Origin of the sequence: Absiella sp. AM29-15 (assembly GCF_003434225.1) — a bacterium.
Taxonomy (GTDB): Bacteria; Bacillota_I; Bacilli_A; order Erysipelotrichales; family Erysipelotrichaceae; genus Hoskinsella; species Hoskinsella hominis.
The window spans coordinates 33,493-52,743 of record NZ_QVFL01000023.1; the positions used below are offsets into that span (position 1 = coordinate 33,493).

The window sequence follows — 19,251 nt, forward strand, 5'->3', positions numbered from 1 at the left end:
GCTTTTTATGATGAAAGGAAGGAATACTATGAAGATTGTTATTATCGGTGGAGGCATTATTGGATGTTTTTTGGCACATGATTTATCACGATATGATGTGGATATCACATTGATTGAACGTGAGAGTGATGTTTGTGATGAGGTATCTAGTGCAAACAGTGCAATTATTCATGCAGGATATGATCCTGAAGAACATACATTAAAGGCTCTATTGAATAAAAAAGGTGCGGATATGTATCCTGCAATATGTGAACAATTGAATGTTGACTACAAGCGTATAGGTGCCTATGTTGTCGCAGCTGGTGAAGAGGAAGAAGAAACGCTTTCTATATTATATGAAAGAGGAACAAAACGAGGAATCCACATGGAATGGCTCACAAAGGATGAACTGCTTGAAAAAGAACCGAATATCAGTGCGCAGATTACGAAAGCATTATCTGTACCTGATACCGCAATCATTACACCATGGGAAATGGGACTTACCCTGATACAGGAGGCTGTATGTAATGGATTGTCTTTAAAGCTGGAAGAAAATGTGGTGGATATCAAACGTAATGGGAAACAGTTTCATGTCATCACAGATAAAGCACACTATGATGCGGATATCGTCATCAATGCCGCAGGACTTGGCAGTGCTAAGATTATGAACATGATAGAAGATACCCCATTATTTGACATTACTCCAAAGCGTGGACAATATTTTATCTTAAGCAAACATGCGACTGATTTTGTGAAGCATGTCTTATATCCAGTACCTGGTAAAGCAGGAAAAGGAGTATTATGTGTACCAACCTGTCATGGCAACATTCTGCTTGGCCCAAACAGTGAAATATTGGAAGAGCAAGATAATGGCACAAGTGCACAAGGACTGAAAGAAGTTAGAGAAAAACTGCAAAAAACCGTGACAAATATTCCATATGGAGAAATTATACACAGCTATGCAGGACTTCGACCATGTGGCAATCATAATGATTTCTTTATTCAGGCATCTCCGATATCTCAAAATTTTATTCACCTGGGATGTATCGATTCACCAGGTCTTGCCAGTGCACCTGCCATCAGTGCTTATGTCATTGAACAATTGATTTTACCACAGCATGTGCTGAAACAAAAAGAATTATATCGTCATTATAAACGTATTACTCCAATGAAAGATCTTTCTTCCCAGCAAAAAGCAGAACGTATCAAAAAACAATCAGCTTTTGGACATATTATCTGCCGTTGTGAGAATATCAGCGAACAAGAGGTAGTGGATTGTATCCATGAGCCATGTGGTGCACGTACGATTAAAGAAATTAAAAAACGCATTCGACCAGGAATGGGAAAATGCCAGGGTGGTTTTTGTGAAATAGAAGTCGCAAAGATTCTGGCTAGAGAACTGCATATTCCATTAGCGGAGGTTCGTTATGATAAAACCAGTTATTTTATGACAAATAAGGGGGTAAGCAAATAATGAAAACATATGATATGATCATTATCGGCGGTGGAAGTGCTGGCATGAGTGCAGCAGTATCTGCCAAAGCACAGGGCATTCGCAAAATCTTGATTCTAGAACGTAGCGAAGAGCTGGGAGGTATCCTTCAACAGTGTATCCATAATGGCTTTGGACTTCAGATTTTTCATGAAGAAATGAGCGGTCCATTATATGCACAAACGTATAAAGAAAAAGTAGACGCTATGAAAATTGAATATAAATTAAATACAACAGTGGTATCTGTGAATGAAGAGCGTATAGTAACTTATGTCAATGAACAAGAAGGCTATCAGAGTATAAGTGGAAAAACCATTATTTTTGCCAGTGGCTGTTACGAACGAAATCGTGGAGCGATATCCATACCTGGCAAGCGGATTCCTGGTGTATATACAGCCGGTAGTGCCCAGCGGTTTTTAAATCTTGAAAATATTTTAGTAGGTAAAAAAGTGTTTATCCTTGGCAGTGGGGATATTGGCTTGATTATGGCCAGAAGAATGAGTCTTGAAGGGGCAAAAGTGGAAGGTGTCGCAGAATTAATGCCTTACAGCAATGGATTAACCAGAAATATCGTACAATGCCTGCATGATTTCAATATTCCTTTATATCTTTCTCATACAGTTGTGGATATTAAAGGCACAAACCATGTAGAAGGTGTTACCATTGCCCAGGTGGATGAACATAAACAGCCTATCTCAGGTACAGAAAAAACCTTTGATGTCGATACGTTGTTATTATCGGTTGGATTGATACCTGAAAATGAATTGGGATATCAAATGGGAATTCAGCTGGATGCACATACCAAAGGTGCCAGTGTCAATGAATATTATGAAACTAGTGTTCCTCATGTCTATGCTTGTGGCAATGCGCTGCATGTTCATGATATCGTAGATTTTGTATCACAAGAATCTGCGGATGTCGGTTATTTCGCTGCCATGGATATCTTAAAACAACAGCGGGGAAATCGTACACATGAAACCATCGCAAAACAAGGTGTAGGATATGTATTGCCTCAGGTATTAAGTGATGAGATCAACCATGATGTAACCTTGAGTTTTCGCTGTAGCAAGCCATTTAAAGCATGTCAAATCATCATACAGGATGATACACATATCATAAAAAAGATAACCAAACGTTATCTTTTACCAGCGGAAATGGAACGTATCAAATTAAAGAAAGACGATTTGCAGAATATAAGCGGGAAACTGTCTGTGGAGGTGCAAGCATTATGATAAAAGCATTTGATTGTATTGTCTGTCCTATGAGCTGTCATATTGAAGTGATGATGGCAAATGATGAAATCATATCCGTTAAAGGCAATACCTGCCCAAGAGGTGAGAAATTTGTTCGTCAGGAGGTAGTCTGTCCCATGCGTATGTTAACGACTACCGTACGCATTCATCATGCGATTCATCCATTACTTCCGGTCATTACTTCACAAAGTGTACCAAGAGATAAATTATCTGATATAATGGAGGTATGTAAAACGCTGGAAGTAGAAGCACCCATACATGAACATGATGTTTTGGTTCATAATATTGCTGATAGTGGTGCTGATTTAATTGCTTCCCGCTTTATGGATCGGAGGTAGGCATATGTTAAAACAGCCGGTGATTCCTGTATTACGTGACATGGCAGCGATAAAGCATTTTATAAAACGTGAGGAAACATGGTGTATCCTAATGGATTTTCATATCAATTTATTAGAGGATGTAATCAAAGAGCTTCATCTGCATAAGAAAAAAGCTTTTGTGCATATGGATTTGATCAAGGGAATCCAGAATGATTTATATGGTGTCCAGTTTCTGACACAGCATCTTCATGTGGATGGGATTATATCCACAAAGCCATCTGCCATTGAAGCCGCAAAAAAGAATCACTGTATTTCTGTTTTACGTGTGTTCCTCATCGATTCACGATCCATTGAAAAAAGTGGATTACTCGCAGAAAAGCTTTCTCCTGATTATGTAGAAGTATTACCAGCTATCATTCCCTTTGCGGTAGAAAAGCTTCATCAATATACCCAGGTGGATGTGATTGGCGGAGGACTTATTCAGTCAGTGGAGGATATAGAAGCATGTTTAGCACAAGGCATGGTTGGCGTTTCAACCAGTCGATTGACCTTATGCGATGAATGGAGGTCAAGGACATGAAAAAAGCTTTGGTACTTGGGGGAGGCGGTAGTAAAGGCGCATATGAAATCGGGGTATGGAAAGCACTTGATGAATTGGATCAGCATTTTGATATCGTATGTGGTACCAGTATTGGCGCAATGATAGGTGTCTTATATGTGCAGCAGGAATATGATAAAGCATATGAATTATGGTCAAATCTAACGATTGATGATGTGATGTTGAATGGCATTGATCTGGACATGGATATTGAATTGATCATGTCACAAAAAGGAAAATACAAAGCCTTTCTTGAAAGCTTTGTGGAACATAAGGGTGCAGATATTACACCGTTCTACAATATGATTCATCGTTTATATGATCCAGAAAAATTCTTTAATTCGCCAATAGATTATGGCTGTATGTGTGTCAATGTTTCTAAACGCAGTGCAGCGCCCTTTCTAAAAAAGGACATGAAGAAGGATACAGTGTTAGACTATGTGATGGCATCTGCCTCTTGTTATCCAGCATTCCCCATGAAAATCATCAATGAAGAAAAATATGTAGATGGCGGCTATGCGGACAATGTGCCAATTAAGCTTGCACAGGAAATGGGCGCAGAAGAAATTGTGGCAGTTGATTTAAAAAGTGTTGGCCGCAATGTTGTAAAAGGACCGATGGAGCATTTGATCTATATAGAACCTCAGGTATCTCTTGGAAGCTTTTTGTTATTTGATCATGAACGGATTATGCAAAATATGCAACTGGGTTATTTGGATACGATGAAGAAATTTCATCGCTTATTAGGTTCTGTTTATACCTTCCCATTACATGATGAAGAAGCAATCCTTGACTTTGAAGAAGAAATGCAGGAGGGCTTTGCCCATTTAAAAGAAGAAATAGAAACAGATAAAATGCATTTACTGACAGAAAAGATTACTTCCTTATCCTTATTGATTGGATTAAATAAATATCATATTTATGATGCGCCATTTACCGCAATGCTGGAAAAAGCAGCGCAGGCATTCTCTTTTGATTATCATAAAGTATACGATTTTCAGGATTTCAAGTATCAACTGTTAAAAGTTGTTCAAGCCTATACACCAGATATTCAAAGTGGTTTAAGTGATAGTGATAATATCAAACGCTTATTACATAACATCAAGGATATACATTTAGCAGAGCTTATTTGTGTAAATTTCTATTATCTATTGAAAGATGAAAAAAATATCGCCGTAGTATGGCTTTTAGCAACCATGACGAATGATTCTTTCTTGATTGCTTATCTATTATATTTGATGTACAAACAGCAGAACTGACAGGGAAACCTGTCTTTTTTAGTTAAGACATGTTATAATAAACACATCTTTAAGGATGTGATGTAAATGAAACCAAAATTTATAGATGAACGTTCATGGAAAACCATGAAACCCTGGATATTTTTGTCTACTTATTTGATTTTACTTGTTTTCTGTTTATGGAATTTCAGTAAGATCAGTGGCTTTGTTGGTTATCTGATTGGCTTGTTTCAATCATTGATTATCGGCATTATCTTTGCGTATATCTTAAATATACCAATGAAACAGATTGAGCAGTTATTAATCAGACATACAAAAGAAAATGGTTTTATAAGAAAACGCAAACGTGCGATTTCCATGACGCTTACTTTCGTATTGGCGATTATTTTGATTATCATATTAGGTAGTATCATACTACCAAGCATTGTGGACAGTTTTGTATCTTTATTCAATAACTTAACGAAGTTCTTTATGAATATTGTCGCAAACATTGATGCGATTCTGGCATACTTCCATATTGATTATCGTATTGAAAATATCGAACAGGTAAGAGAATTTGTGAATATGCCATGGGAAAAGGTGGTAGAAAATGCGTTAAATATCGTTTCCAGTGGAGCCAATAGTATCTTATCTAATGCAGGGGCATTCCTGTCTAGCTTTGCGGTAGGTTTTACTGGTTTTATGTTTTCCTTATATCTATTAAGTGGCAAAGAATCTTTTATCCGTCAGATGCGTAAAGTAACGGTGGCATGCCTTGGTTACAATAAAGCAAACAGTGTATTCTATTATGCCAGCCGTGTTAATAAAATCTTTTACAGCTTTATCAGTGGACAGTTAGTAGAAGCATGTATTTTATGGGTATTATATTATGTATCCATGAAGCTGCTGGGCTTCCCTTATACTGAATTGATTGCGACCCTGATTGCAGTATTCTCATTTATTCCGGTATTTGGACCAATGATGGCAATGGTTGTAGGTGCAATTATGATGCTGTCTGTGGATCCTTTAAAGAGTATCTGGTTTATGATTTTCTATCAGATTATGTCACAATTTGAAGACAATGTCATTTATCCAAGAGTTGTAGGAAACTCTGTAGGATTGCCTGGACTTTGGGTATTATTGTCAATCTTTGTGCTAGGCAATGTCTTTGGCATCTTTGGTATGGTTATGGCAGTGCCTGCGACCGCCTGTGTATATACATTCTTTGCGGAGTTTGTGAACAAGCGTTTAAAGAAACAGAACCTGATTGTGACAGATCAGGAAATAAAGCAAATACCACAACAAGAGGATTAAGTTGAGATCATTTTCTCAACTTTTTTTTATCTATTTTTCAATTGACCTGTACATTAATGTACGATGTAAAATGAAATATAAAAGAACACATGTAAGTTGAGGAAGGAGGATAAAGAATTTATAGTTCTATTTACAAAAGTCGATGTAACCGTTTCAAAAAGATAAGAATTAAAAAATTATCACATGTGAATGTTATCACTTTTAAAAAAGTCTATTTATGTCTTGCAAAAAATACTGGTAGGCATTAAAATAATAACTGTTATATGTTTACATTCTTTTATTTTGTCTAGATTTGTACAGAATAGTATAATATTTGATACAGCTGATTTTTATCGATTTCAGCTGTTTTTTTATGCCTTTTTCTCTTAAAAAGGCTTTTTTTATATGTTTTTTACTTATTCATAGACTATCTAGTAATGCATACATTTGTATACATGTATCTAGAAAGTCTAGCAAATAAGGAGGGAATAGTTAATTTTTATGGAAGAAAATATGAATGAAGATGTATTGACGATTGATCTTTCCCAGCTGTTCAAGCTGTTGAAAAAGAATCTTCGTCTGATCATCCTGTCCATGGTCGTTTGTGCGATCGCTGCATTCAGTATCACTGCATTCTTACTACCTAAGAAATATGCAAGTGAGTCGTCGATCTATCTTGTTTCAAAGGTAAATGCGGAAACAGGGACAGTGGATGCGGCTGCATTAAGTGCTAACTCAAAACAGGTCAACAACTACATGGAAATGATCAAAGGGAAAAATATTCTAAACAAGGTCGCAAAGGAACTGAATATTGATGTAAAAGAAGTCCAGGGTGCGATCAGTGTGACGAATAAGAATGAAACAGAGATCATGGATGTGAAAGCAACCACAGATGATCCAGTAAAATCACAACAGATCGTTAAAACTTTGACGTCTATCTTCTTTAAGGAAGTAAAAGAAAACTTAAAAGTAGAGAACATGATGGTCATGAACGATCCTGAAGTAGATAAAGTACCTGTTTCTCCAAGTAAAAAAATGAATACATTGATTGGTGCTCTGTTAGGATTATTAGCTTCTGGTGGATATGTGTTCTTGACATTTATCTTAGATAAACGATTGAGAACGAAACAGGAAGCAGAGAATTTCTTAGGTATTCCAGTATTAGCGGAAATACCATATTACGAGGAGTAATCCCAAATGTGTTTCATAGATACCCATTGCCATCTGGCATGGGGGATTGATGATGGATTTCAGGAAATGGAAGATAGTGAATCAGCGTTAAGAGTGATGGAAAAAGATGGTATCACAGTAATGATCGCCACACCACACTTTGTGCCGGGACAGTTAGATGATGACGTCATTCGTGTAATGGATGAGCGCATCAATGATCTAAGGATGCTCGCAAGACCATATAACGTAAAGGTATATGAAGGTTGTGAACTTTTCTTAAATCATGAATATCTGGATGTACTGGATAGTGGTCAATATCATACTCTGGCAAAAAGCAGGTATCTGTTATGTGAATTTGATGTAAGAAAGAACATCACAAACAATGATGAAGTAGAAGATATGTTGTATGAGATCACAGTAAAAGGTTTGATTCCTGTGATTGCCCATGTGGAACGATATTTCCATGATGGTATCGATATCGAGCGTGTACAAAGCTGGATCGATATGGGCTGTAAGGTGCAGATCAATCGTACCAGTATTCTAGGCGTGCATGGTTCTACGATACAGAAGAACGCACATAAACTGATTAAATCCAATCTGGCACATATCATCGCAAGTGATGCACACCGACCTAGTGGAAACAGAATCTGTCTACTATCGGATGTGTATCAGTATGTGAAAGATACTTATGGAGAAGAAAACGCTGATATCTTAATGAAACGAAATCCAAAACATATCATTGATGATGAAGAACTGGAAGATATCCAGATAGAGCAGAAGAAATCAATATTCAGAAAATTATGGAGGAAATAGCATGGATATAAAGATAGCACCGAAAAGAGCGAAAAGCGATAAAGGTCATCGAAATGTCAAGACGAATCAGTTTGCGTATACAGAGATCTATCGCCAGCTTAGAACGAATATAGAATATTCAAGCTTTGAGAAAAACATTCAGGTGGTCAATACCGTAAGTACCAATCCAGCAGAAGGAAAAAGCTCAGTGGCAAGTAATCTAGCAACGGTCAGTGTAGCGAAATACAGTAATGTCCTTTTGATCGATTGTGACTTGAGAAAACCTGTACAGCACAAGATATTCAAAGTGTCCAATAAAGCTGGTTTAAGTAATCTGATGAGAAACTTTGACAGTTTCGATGTGAATGATGATACATATTTTCAGAAGTTCAAGGATAACACCAGCGAAGGCAGATTGTTTCTATTAACAAGTGGTACAAGGGTACCAAATCCTGGAGAACTGTTGTCCAGTGAAAAATTCAAGAAGTTGATGGAAAAATTAAGGACACGATTTGATTTCATCGTGATTGATTGTCCACCGATCAGTGCCGTAGCGGATGCGATACCTGTATCGCATGTGTGTGATGGAACGATCTTCGTTATATCCGCAAAAGATACGGATAAGAATGAAGCAAAAACAGCGTTGACAGAACTTCAAAGAAACGGTGTCAATGTACTTGGCAGTGTTATGACGATGACAGAAGCAACTGCAAAACATTATTATAACTACTATTATTCCAATGAAGGCAAATAGAAACTGGTATGTATTATATGTGCAGGGAGGCAAAGAAACATTCCTGCGTGACATGATCAATAAACGAGGAGATGTAGTGGCTTTCGTGCCAATGATGGAACGATTATACAAGATCAGAGGCGAATATAAGGAAGCGATTAAACCGATGTTTCCCGGTTATCTGTTCATCAAGACAGATCAAGAACAGGCATATATCGAAACACTGTTTCAAGAGTATCGCTTAAAGCTGAGAGGCTTTCGGAAACTATTGAAATATGATGAAGAAGGCACAAGTGCATTACAGAAGGAAGAAGTAAAATTTCTGGATGCGATATTAGATGAAGAATATATATTAAGGATGTCAGGGGGAAAAATCGTCAATGATGTCCTAATGATAGAAAATGGACCACTTATAGGTCAGGAAGCAAACATACGCAAGGTAGACAGACATAAATGTATCGCCTATCTGTATGTGAAAGTCTTAGACAAAGAAGTGATCGCAGGAATGATCATTAAAGAGAAAACGAATGATGAGAAGAATTAATAGACGCTAGAGCGCTTTAAGGAACGAATCAGGATATAGTGAACAGCCACATCCATGTCATGGGGTAGGGGGAACTATATCCATTTTTTAATTTACGTAAAGAGAGAAAGGGGAAATAAAATGAAATTTAAGAATATGATCATGGGCATATGGAAGATATTGATATTCATCGTGTTCATGATATTACAGTATCTATTTATCAAAACGATACCAATCGAATATACAAGCAAGATGTTACTTATAGGGATATACCTTGTATTGATATTATTGTTCTCAGTGATATTCAACGCATTGAAAATCGGAATACTAAGAATCACAGAGATTGCCTATTCAGAAAGTTTAAGTATGGTGATTACAAATATCATCTTTTACTTTTTATTATGTGTGACGATCAGAGAATTCCATCATCCGATTCAGTATCTTGGAATCACGATCATACAAATTGCCTTAAGTATCCTATGGGCAAAGATAGGACATCAGATCTATTATAAGCTGAATGATTCCTGTAGGATCTTATTGATCTATGGAAGTAACCCTAATGCATTGATACAAAAGATGAAAAAGCATGAATCAAGATTTGATATTATAGAAACACTGGAAAGCAAAGATATCCATCAAATGGAACAAAAAAGTGAAGAAATCGGTGCAGTGATGATCTATGATGTAGAAGAAAATCTAAAACAAAAGTTATTAACTTATTGTTTTGAAAATGATATCAAAGTCATCATCGTACCGAATGTATCAGATATCATCTTACATGGTTCAAGACAAAGCCATTTGATCGATACACCATTTTATGTTGCGGACAACTTCAAACTTTCCAATGAACAGGAATTATTGAAAAGGATATTAGATTTGATCATCATTATTCCAATCACGATTATTGCATTACCATTTATGGCAATCACAGCATTATGCATCAAGTTAGAAGATAGAGGACCAATACTATATAAACAAGAAAGATTGACAAAGAATGGTGAGCATTTCTATGTATATAAGTTTAGAAGTATGATCGTGAATGCAGAAAAAGCAGGAGCACAATTAGCTTCTAAAAATGATAATCGAATCACGAAAGTAGGGAATGTCATAAGGAAGATCAGATTTGATGAGTTGCCACAGATATTAAATATCTTAAAAGGTGATATGAGTATCGTAGGACCAAGACCTGAAAGGCCAGAAATAGCTGAGGATTATGTAAAAGATTATCCTGAATTTAAATACAGATTAAAGGTAAAAGCTGGACTTACTGGATATGCGCAGATATTTGGAAAATACAATACAACACCAGAAGATAAAGTAAAAATGGATATCATGTACATTCAAAATTATTCTTTATTGTTAGATATCAAATTGATTATTTTGACAGTAAAGATTTTGTTTATGCCAGAAAGTACTGAAGGTATTGAAGAAGGACAGAAAACGGCAGTTTCTGAAAGATTAAAGGGGGAAAACTTATGAGTGATTTAGTATCCATCATTATGCCTGTATATAATGTAGAAAAATATATCAAAAATACGATTTTGTGCATTCAAAAGCAAACATATGAAAACTGGGAATTGATAATGGTTGATGATAATTCATCCGATTCTAGTTGCAAAATTATTCAACAGTTTATAGATAATGATAGTAGAATAAAACTAATAAAATCAAAAGAAAATAGAGGAGCAGCGGTTTCTAGAAATATTGGTATAAAGCAAGCAAAAGGCAGATATTTATCATTTTTGGATTCAGATGATTTATGGAAAGAAAATAAATTAACTAAGCAGTTAGAATTCATGGAAAAAAATGGTTATAGTTTTACATTTACGTCATATCAGTTGGTAAATGAAGATGGAACTTTAATGAATAAAGTAGTACATGTTCCTACAACAATAGATTATAAGAAAGCATTAGCAAATCATATCATAAGTATAATAACGGTTATTATAGATAGAGAGAAAATACCTGAAGTAATTATGCCAGATATTAGACATGGACAAGATACAGCAGCATGGCTAAAAATATTAAAAGATGGTCAAACAGCATATGGATTTGACGAGGTATTATCATTTTATCGTCAAGTACCAACTTCAATTTCAAGCAGCCCATTAAGAAGAGTAACAAGAACATGGGATATTTATAGAAAAGCAGAAAAATTTAATATATTAAAGTCTGCTTATTTAACAATTTTACATTTTATATATGTAATAAATAAAAGAAAGGAAGCATAAATATGTATAGAGATAAATTATTAAATAAAGAAATGAAACTGGCAGTAGTAGGGTTAGGATATGTTGGAATGCCTATAGCAGTTGAATTTTCCAAAAAAGTTGATGTTATTGGGTTTGATATCAATAAAGAAAAAGTGGAAGAGTATAAAAAAGGAATCGATCCAACTAATGAAGTTGGAGATTCAATAAAAGACTGCTCAGTATATTTTACATCAGATGAAAATGATTTGTCAGAAGCTGATTTTTTTATTATAGCAGTACCTACACCAATTACTTTTGATAAAATGCCAGATTTAGCACCTGTTGAAGGAGCTACTAAAATTGTCGGAAGAAATATGAAGAAAGGTTCTATCATTGTATATGAATCAACTGTTTATCCTGGAGTAACAGAAGAAGTATGTGTTCCTCTTTTAGAAAAGGAATCAGAATTAAAGGGTGGTATTGATTTTAAAGTTGGTTATTCTCCAGAACGCATAAATCCAGGTGATAAATTACATAGACTACCAATGATAAAGAAAATTGTGTCAGGGATGGATGAAGAGAGTTTGGAAGAAATTGCAGATGTGTACGAAATGATAATTACTGCTGGAATACATAAAGCTAGCTGTATAAAAGTTGCTGAAGCTGCAAAAGTTGTTGAAAATTCTCAAAGAGATATAAATATCGCTTTTATGAATGAATTATCAATCGCTTTTGATAAAATGGGAATAAATACTTTTGAAGTTATAGAAGCAATGAATACTAAGTGGAATGCGTTAGGATTTACACCAGGGCTTGTTGGAGGGCATTGTATTGGTGTTGATCCATATTATTTTATATATAAAGCAGAACAGCTAGGATACCACTCTCCAATAATATCTACAGGCCGTAAAATAAATGATGAGATGCCAGAATTTATTGCAAATACAATAGTGAAATTAATAATACAAAATAGATTAAATCTGAAAGATATTAAAATAACAGTGCTAGGCATGACTTTTAAAGAAAATTGTCCAGATATTAGAAATACAAAAGTGATTAATATTATAAATAAATTGAAAGAATATGATTTTGATATACAAGTAAATGATTATTATGCAAATAAAAAAGAAACTAAAAAGGTATATGGAATTGATTTAATTGATTTTAATAATTTAGAAAAATGTGATGTTTTAGTATTAGCAACTCCTCACGAAAAATACACAAGCTTAAAAATGGATGAAATTAAGGCATTATTTAAAAACAATAGTAAAAAGATTTTAATAGATATAAAAGGAAAATATTTAGGAAAATTAAATGATATGGAGGATTTAACATATTGGTCACTGTAAGAAATGATAAAATTGAAGTTTTAGTAGCAACTATGAACCAAATAAACTTGAATAAAGTAAAAGAGATGAATATCCAATCTGATGTTATTTTTGCCAATCAAAGCAATAAATATGATTACATTGAAGAAATGATTAAAAACAAAAAGGTTAAAATGATAACAACACCTTATAGAGGAGTTGGGAGAAATAGGAATATAGGATTGATGGCTTCTGAGGCTGAGATATGTATACTTGCAGATGATGATATGAAATTTTCTGATTTTTATCCTGATGAAGTGAAAAAAGCTTTTAAAAAGGTATCTAAGGCAGACGTATTGATATTTAATATAAACACGATACCAGAAGGAAAAGTAAATAGAAGAAGGAACACAAAGATAAAGCGTGTTCATTTTTATAATGTTTTAAACTATGGAGCAGCTCGAATCTCGTTTAAAAGAGAAAAAGTATTAGAAGCAAATATTGACTTTTCTTTAGTTTATGGAGGGGGTGCAAAATATAGTTGTGGAGAAGATACACTTTTTTTAATGAATTGTTTAAAAAAAGGATTAAAAATATATACTTATCCTTATGAGATAGCAACAGTATATCAATATGATTCGACCTGGTTTAAGGGATATAATGAAAAATATTTTAAAGATAAAGGGCATTTATTTAACGACATGTTTGGAATTTTTAGCATTTTTTTGAATATTATATTTTCGATTAAATATTCACAGAGATGTTCTTTTAAATTTTATAAAATATTACAATTTATGAAAAACAAATAGAATTAAAAATGAAATATTTTCTTTTAGAAATTAAAATAAGTTAATTGTTGAATCTGTGAAGGGATGTGATTGTTTGAAAAGAATATTGGTTTTATCGAATGCTTGTTTTTCAAAAAGCGATTCAAACGGTAGAACTTTAGCTGAATTGTTTTCAAGTTTAGATAGAAAATTTATTGCCCAATTTTTTGTATATGGAATGCCTGATTTCACGATATGCGATAATTATTATAATGTAAGTGATTTTGATGCATTAAGATCATTAATAAAAAATAAAACATATGGAGAAAAAATAAATTATGAAAGTTTAAATGAAGGAATAGGATTGGCAAATAAAAAGAATAAGAGAAAAAAAACGCCTTTAAATAAATTATTACGCGAATTAGTTTGGAAATACGGAAAATGGGATGGGGATGAATTAAAAAAATGGATAGATAAGTTTAAGCCAGAACTTATTTTTTTATTTTTAGGAGATAGTATTTTTTTGAATAGATTAGCCATGGAAATTTCTGAAAAATATCAAATTCCTATTATAGTTTATTCTACTGAAAATTATTATTTTAAAAAGTATAATTATATATCTAGAAATTTTTCGATTTTTTATAAAGTCTTTTATTGTTTTCTTAAACATAGTTATAAGAAGCTTGAAAATTATGTGAGAATAGCCTATTTGAATACTCCCCTCTTAGCAGAACTTTATCAAAGTGAATTTAAATTTCCATGTAACTATATATTTAGCCCATCTAAAATAGACTTTGTAGATAATACTAAGTTCAATCAAGAAAACATTGTGGTTTCATATCTAGGAAATTTAGGATTGGGTAGACATAAAGCATTGATAGAATTATCTGAAAAGTTAAATAATATTTATCCAAATTTGAAATTAGATGTTTATGGCAATTGTCCAAATGATTTAATAAAATTAGAATTAAATTCATGTAAGTACATAAGATATTTAGGATTTGTATCATATTCAGAGGTAATTAAGATAATGCATACTAGTGCTTTATTGATACATGTTGAGGATAGCACTGATTATAACAATAATGATTTGAAATATGCATTTTCTACAAAAATTGCAGATAGTATTTGTAGTGGAACACCTTTGCTTTTATATGCAAATAAAAATTTAGCTGAGACAGATTTCTTATCGAAACATCAATGTGCTTTTATAGCTACTTCAAAAGAAGAATTGAATAATGCATTAAATAAAGTTTTTGATTACGAAGAAAGAAAAAAAGTAATTGATAACGCAAAAAAAATAAAAAAACTTTATTTTTCTAATTTTAATCAAATTATAGATATTATACGAGGAGTGATTTAAATGAAAATAATACAGATTAATTCAGTTTATAATAAGGGTAGCACAGGAAAGATAGTTTTCGATATACATAATGATTTATTAAAAAATAATATTGACTCAATTATTTGTTATGGCCGAGGTAAAAAATCAAATGATGAAAATGTTATTAAAGTTTGTAGTGAAGTTTATTCATATATTCAACATTTTATTTCTGAATTTACAGGTATTCCATACAATGGATTTTTCTTTTCTACAAGAAAAATAATAAATATCATAAAAAAAGAAAAACCTGACATTGTGCATATTCATTGTCTAAATGGATATTATGTTAATATTTATAAATTAATTAAATGGCTTAAAATCAATAGAATAAGTACTATTCTTACACTACATGCAGAGTTTATGTATACAGGAGGTTGCGGACTTGCACTGGATTGTAATAAATGGCTAGAGGCTAGAGGATGCCATAATTGTATTAGATTTAAGCAAGAATTTCATTCCAAATTCTTTGATAGAACAAATTTTATGTGGAACCAAATGATCAGAGCTTTTGAAGGTTTTGATAAAAAAAAATTAATAGTTTCTTCAGTGTCTCCATGGTTATTGCATAGAGCTAAGCAATCCTATGTATTTAAAGATTATAGAAATGTTACAGTAGAAAATGGTTTAGATACAAATGTATTTCATGCTTATGATTCTGAAACAATTGATAGTTTAAAAAACAAACATAAAATCAGAGATGAAAAGGTTATTTTTTATGTAACTCCAACATTTAATATTAAACCTAATCATAATAAAGGAGCTAACTATGTAATTGAATTAGCTAAAAAAATGATTACAGAAAAAGTTGTATTTATTGTAGTAGGATCATATGATAAAAATATCGAAGTACCACCTAATATTACAATGTTAGGTAATATATTTGATCAAAAATTATTGGCTAAATATTATTCCATGGCAGATATCACTTTGCTAACTAGCAAAAAAGAAACATTTTCAATGGTTACAGCTGAAAGCTTAAGTTGTGGGACTCCGGTGGTTGGTTTTAAAGCAGGAGCTCCAGAAATGATAGCAATAAAGGAATATAGTTGTTTTGTAGATTATGGAAATATTGATGCATTATATGATGCTGTAATAGAAATGTTAAGTCAAAATAAAAAAAATTTTATAATACATAAATTTGCTAAAAAAGAAATGACAAAAAAATATTTGGAGTTATATCATGATTTATTATAGTATATTAATAGCTGTAATTACTCTTATTTATTTTTTTTTCGATAAATTCAAAAATAAGAATATGGCAAAAAAATTTTTTTCTTGTATAATATGTTTAATAGTTGTATTATTTCAGGGATTCAGATCATTTAATGTAGGAACAGATTTGATTAGCTATCTTCCTTCTTACAGTAAAATAGGATATTATGTTACGGATTTCCATAATTTAACTTTTTTAAATTATGAACCTGGTTATGTATTGTATAATAAATTATTATTTGATTTTGGTGTTACTGAAAGAGGATTTCTTATAGTTACAGCTTCAATTATACAAATACCGATTTTTTATATGATTTATAAGAACTCAAAAAAAATATTGTTAAGTATTTTTGTTTATTTTGCATTTTCCAACTTTATTATCACTTTTAGCGGTTTAAGACAAGCTATAGCTATGGGCATTTGTTTTTTTGCATATAAATTTATAAAAGAAAAAAAAATAATCTTTTATATTATCACTATCTTTTTTGCAAGTACTTTTCATGCATCTGCCTGGTTTTGTTTGATAATATATCCAGTATATTATTTAAAATTAAATAAAAAAAATTTTCTATGGACAATATGTATCTTGTTTATAATTTTTGTTTTTAAAAGTCAAATTGTCCAAATTTCAAATTATCTTTATTATGGAGAAACTAGGGAATTGGTAAATACTAATGCTTTTACAATGTTTTTCATGTATACAATATTATTATGCATTTCTTTCTATTTTAATTCTAATGATTCAGATTTCATTGGCTTGCGAAATATTCTGTTAATAATATGTTACATTTATGCCTTAGCTTCAGTATCTAATGTTTTTATAAGGTTATCATTTCCTCTTTCTTTATATTTGACTATTTTAATTCCAGATATAGTTGAAAAGATAAATATAAAACCATCAAATATGCTAAAAGAATTCATTTGTTTTACTATTTGCATAGCTTGTTTCTTTTATTTTATAGGAGATTTAAATACTTTACCATTTAGCTTTATGTAAAATTATATGAGAGAAGGGATTTTATGAATAAAATAATATACTTAGGACATTATTCTTTAGATAATGAAAGAAAAGTATCCCCGGCAGGAAATACTATGATGAATTATGTTATAAATGTTCTTGAAAATCAAACACAAGAACTTTATATTATCTCTATAGCACAAAAAAATAAGAATTTATCTAAAGAAATCTCAAATTTAGATAATAAAAAAATAATTTATTTACCTTCCTACAAGAATGACGGTATTTTTAATAAATTAATAAATAGATACAAAAGAAAGAGAGATTTGTACAATGAACTAAATGACTTACTTGAGGATGGCGATATACTAATTGTTTATCATTCATTAGCATTTATCAATCTTTTACGATATATAAAAAATAAAAAGAATGTAAAATTGATATTGCAAGTTTGTGAGATATATGCTGATGTTTTAGAAAATGAAAAAATTAAAGAAAAAGAAATTAAATGTATTCAACAAGCTGATAAATACATATTTTCAACAAATAGACTAGAAGAAATTTTGAATAAAAAAAACAAAGAGTTCGTAATTTGTATGGGTGACTATAGATATAATAGTGAAGAATATACTAAATTATTTGATGATAATTTAATTCATGTTGTTTATGCAGGAACATTCGATCCAAGAAAAGGAGGAGCGTCAACTGCAATCTTATCTTCAATGTTTTTAAATGAAAAATATCATTTGCATATTATAGGGTTTGGTTCAGAAAAACAAGTTTTAGAAATAGAGAAATTAATAAAAAGCACTTCAAAAAAATGTACATGTAAATTAACTTATGATGGATTAAAAAATGGAAAAGACTATATCGATTTTATAAAAAATTGTAATATAGGACTAAGTACACAGAATCCTGACGCATCATTTAACGATACATCATTTCCCTCTAAAATATTGTCTTATATGTGTAATGGCCTAAGCGTAGTAAGCGCTGATATTCCTGTAATATCTAATTCAGTAATCGGAAAATATATAGCTTTTTATAAGAATCAAGATCCTAAAGAAATTGCGGATGCCATAATGTCTATCGATGTCAACAAAAGCAAGAATATTAAAAGGATTATGGACGAATTAGATGTAGGATTAAGAAAAAGTGTTTTAAAATTATTAATTGATGATTAATGAAAGGAAAAGTATGAAATCTTTAAAAAGTCTAAATAAATATAATGAGTATTTATTAAAAAATATGGAGGAAATTTAGATGAATAAGATAGTTAATAAATTTAAAAACATGGATTCTAATAATAAAATAGTAATGAAGAATACTATTATGGCTTTTTTTGTGAAAGGTGGGGCTTTAGCTATTTCATTATTAAGTACACCCGCATTTATTAAATATTTTAACAATTATACATTATTAGGTGTATGGTACACGATGCTATCTATTTTGATTTGGTTTTTAAATTTTGATTTAGGAATAGGAAATGGAATTAGGAATAATTTAACTATTGCAATTGCAAAACATGATAAAGAAGAAGCGAGATTTGTTATTTCATCGGGCTTTTTTTCATCTTTTATAGTGACATTGATATTAACTTTTTTAGGAATTTTACTTCTGAAAAATTTGAATTTAAATAGTATTTTTAATATTTCAAAGGAAATTATAAATCCTGAAAGCTTATTTATATCGGCTTTATTCATATTTCTAGCAATCATGTTGCGCTTTTTGTTAACCTCAGTAAGTGCAATCTTTTACGCCTTACAGAAATCTGCAATAAATAACTTATTAGCCTTATGTGTTAGTGTTTTACAACTTTTATTTATATTGTTTTTTAGATTTAATACTTATGAAAAATCATTAATTTTCTTGTCAATCGCTTATTTTATATTTTCTAATTTACCAATTTTAATAGGAGGGCTGGTAATTTTTAAAACTATCCTAAAAGATTGTAAGCCAAGTTTTGCTTATATAAATACATCATATATTAAAAAAGTATTAAGTATTGGCAATGCCAATAAGTTAAGGGTATTGACAACAATGAAAAGTGATATCTAGTGA

General features: G+C 31.7%; 19 protein-coding genes. All 19 read left to right on the forward strand.

From position 1 onward, the window contains the following. Window positions 1-28: 28 nt before the first annotated feature. The 19 genes from DW761_RS19015 to DW761_RS19105 all read left to right on the forward strand — a co-directional run bounded on the left by DW761_RS19015 (window position 29) and on the right by DW761_RS19105 (window position 19,248). On the forward strand, window positions 29-1,453 hold the full coding sequence (locus DW761_RS19015; RefSeq protein ID WP_117519046.1) for an NAD(P)/FAD-dependent oxidoreductase: 1,425 nt from the start codon (window positions 29-31) through the stop codon (window positions 1,451-1,453). Beyond that, window positions 1,453-2,703 carry an NAD(P)/FAD-dependent oxidoreductase gene (locus DW761_RS19020; protein WP_117519047.1) on the forward strand — a complete coding sequence of 417 codons (1,251 nt, stop codon included), beginning with the start codon at window positions 1,453-1,455 and terminating at the stop codon, window positions 2,701-2,703. Before DW761_RS19015 ends, DW761_RS19020 begins: the two co-directional genes overlap by 1 nt. After that, window positions 2,700-3,062, forward strand: a complete 363-nt coding sequence (locus tag DW761_RS19025) for a DUF1667 domain-containing protein (RefSeq protein ID WP_117451865.1) — start codon at window positions 2,700-2,702, stop codon at window positions 3,060-3,062. Before DW761_RS19020 ends, DW761_RS19025 begins: the two co-directional genes overlap by 4 nt. Window positions 3,063-3,066: 4 nt before the next feature. Then, on the forward strand, window positions 3,067-3,624 hold the full coding sequence (locus DW761_RS19030; protein ID WP_117451867.1) for a glycerol-3-phosphate responsive antiterminator: 558 nt from the start codon (window positions 3,067-3,069) through the stop codon (window positions 3,622-3,624). Then, the gene (locus tag DW761_RS19035; protein WP_117519048.1) at window positions 3,621-4,901 is read left to right on the forward strand and encodes a patatin-like phospholipase family protein; all 1,281 of its coding nucleotides are present in this window, start codon (window positions 3,621-3,623) and stop codon (window positions 4,899-4,901) included. Before DW761_RS19030 ends, DW761_RS19035 begins: the two co-directional genes overlap by 4 nt. Before the next feature lie 66 nt (window positions 4,902-4,967). Then, entirely contained in the window at window positions 4,968-6,173 is a 1,206-nt protein-coding gene (locus tag DW761_RS19040) for an AI-2E family transporter (protein WP_117519049.1), read from the forward strand. Window positions 6,174-6,665: 492 nt separating this feature from the next. Further along, window positions 6,666-7,343, forward strand: coding sequence for a YveK family protein (locus DW761_RS19045; RefSeq protein ID WP_158552283.1), 678 nt, complete (start codon window positions 6,666-6,668; stop codon window positions 7,341-7,343). A 6-nt stretch (window positions 7,344-7,349) separates the two neighbouring features. Then, on the forward strand, window positions 7,350-8,135 hold the full coding sequence (locus DW761_RS19050; RefSeq protein ID WP_117519050.1) for a tyrosine-protein phosphatase: 786 nt from the start codon (window positions 7,350-7,352) through the stop codon (window positions 8,133-8,135). Window position 8,136: 1 nt separating this feature from the next. Continuing rightward, window positions 8,137-8,868 (forward strand): CpsD/CapB family tyrosine-protein kinase, encoded by a 732-nt coding sequence (locus DW761_RS19055; protein WP_117519051.1) that lies wholly within the window; start codon window positions 8,137-8,139, stop codon window positions 8,866-8,868. Further along, window positions 8,855-9,391, forward strand: a complete 537-nt coding sequence (locus DW761_RS19060) for a transcription termination/antitermination NusG family protein (RefSeq protein ID WP_117519052.1) — start codon at window positions 8,855-8,857, stop codon at window positions 9,389-9,391. Before DW761_RS19055 ends, DW761_RS19060 begins: the two co-directional genes overlap by 14 nt. Before the next feature lie 120 nt (window positions 9,392-9,511). Then, window positions 9,512-10,849, forward strand: coding sequence for an exopolysaccharide biosynthesis polyprenyl glycosylphosphotransferase (locus DW761_RS19065; protein ID WP_158553853.1), 1,338 nt, complete (start codon window positions 9,512-9,514; stop codon window positions 10,847-10,849). Next, entirely contained in the window at window positions 10,846-11,601 is a 756-nt protein-coding gene (locus DW761_RS19070; RefSeq protein WP_117519054.1) for a glycosyltransferase family 2 protein, read from the forward strand. Before DW761_RS19065 ends, DW761_RS19070 begins: the two co-directional genes overlap by 4 nt. 2 nt (window positions 11,602-11,603) lie before the next feature. Further along, window positions 11,604-12,911: a nucleotide sugar dehydrogenase gene (locus DW761_RS19075; protein WP_233513132.1), complete on the forward strand. Its 1,308-nt coding sequence runs from the start codon at window positions 11,604-11,606 to the stop codon at window positions 12,909-12,911. Next, window positions 12,899-13,678 carry a glycosyltransferase gene (locus tag DW761_RS19080; protein ID WP_117519056.1) on the forward strand — a complete coding sequence of 260 codons (780 nt, stop codon included), beginning with the start codon at window positions 12,899-12,901 and terminating at the stop codon, window positions 13,676-13,678. Before DW761_RS19075 ends, DW761_RS19080 begins: the two co-directional genes overlap by 13 nt. A 73-nt stretch (window positions 13,679-13,751) precedes the next feature. Next, window positions 13,752-14,999 (forward strand): glycosyltransferase, encoded by a 1,248-nt coding sequence (locus tag DW761_RS19085; protein ID WP_117519057.1) that lies wholly within the window; start codon window positions 13,752-13,754, stop codon window positions 14,997-14,999. After that, window positions 15,000-16,214 (forward strand): glycosyltransferase, encoded by a 1,215-nt coding sequence (locus tag DW761_RS19090; RefSeq protein WP_117519058.1) that lies wholly within the window; start codon window positions 15,000-15,002, stop codon window positions 16,212-16,214. Window positions 16,215-16,275: 61 nt separating this feature from the next. Beyond that, window positions 16,276-17,229 carry an EpsG family protein gene (locus DW761_RS19095; RefSeq protein ID WP_233513133.1) on the forward strand — a complete coding sequence of 318 codons (954 nt, stop codon included), beginning with the start codon at window positions 16,276-16,278 and terminating at the stop codon, window positions 17,227-17,229. 23 nt (window positions 17,230-17,252) lie between these two features. Beyond that, window positions 17,253-18,374, forward strand: a complete 1,122-nt coding sequence (locus tag DW761_RS19100; protein ID WP_117519060.1) for a glycosyltransferase — start codon at window positions 17,253-17,255, stop codon at window positions 18,372-18,374. A 79-nt stretch (window positions 18,375-18,453) separates the two neighbouring features. Next, on the forward strand, window positions 18,454-19,248 hold the full coding sequence (locus tag DW761_RS19105) for a hypothetical protein (protein ID WP_117519061.1): 795 nt from the start codon (window positions 18,454-18,456) through the stop codon (window positions 19,246-19,248). Window positions 19,249-19,251: the final 3 nt, after the last annotated feature.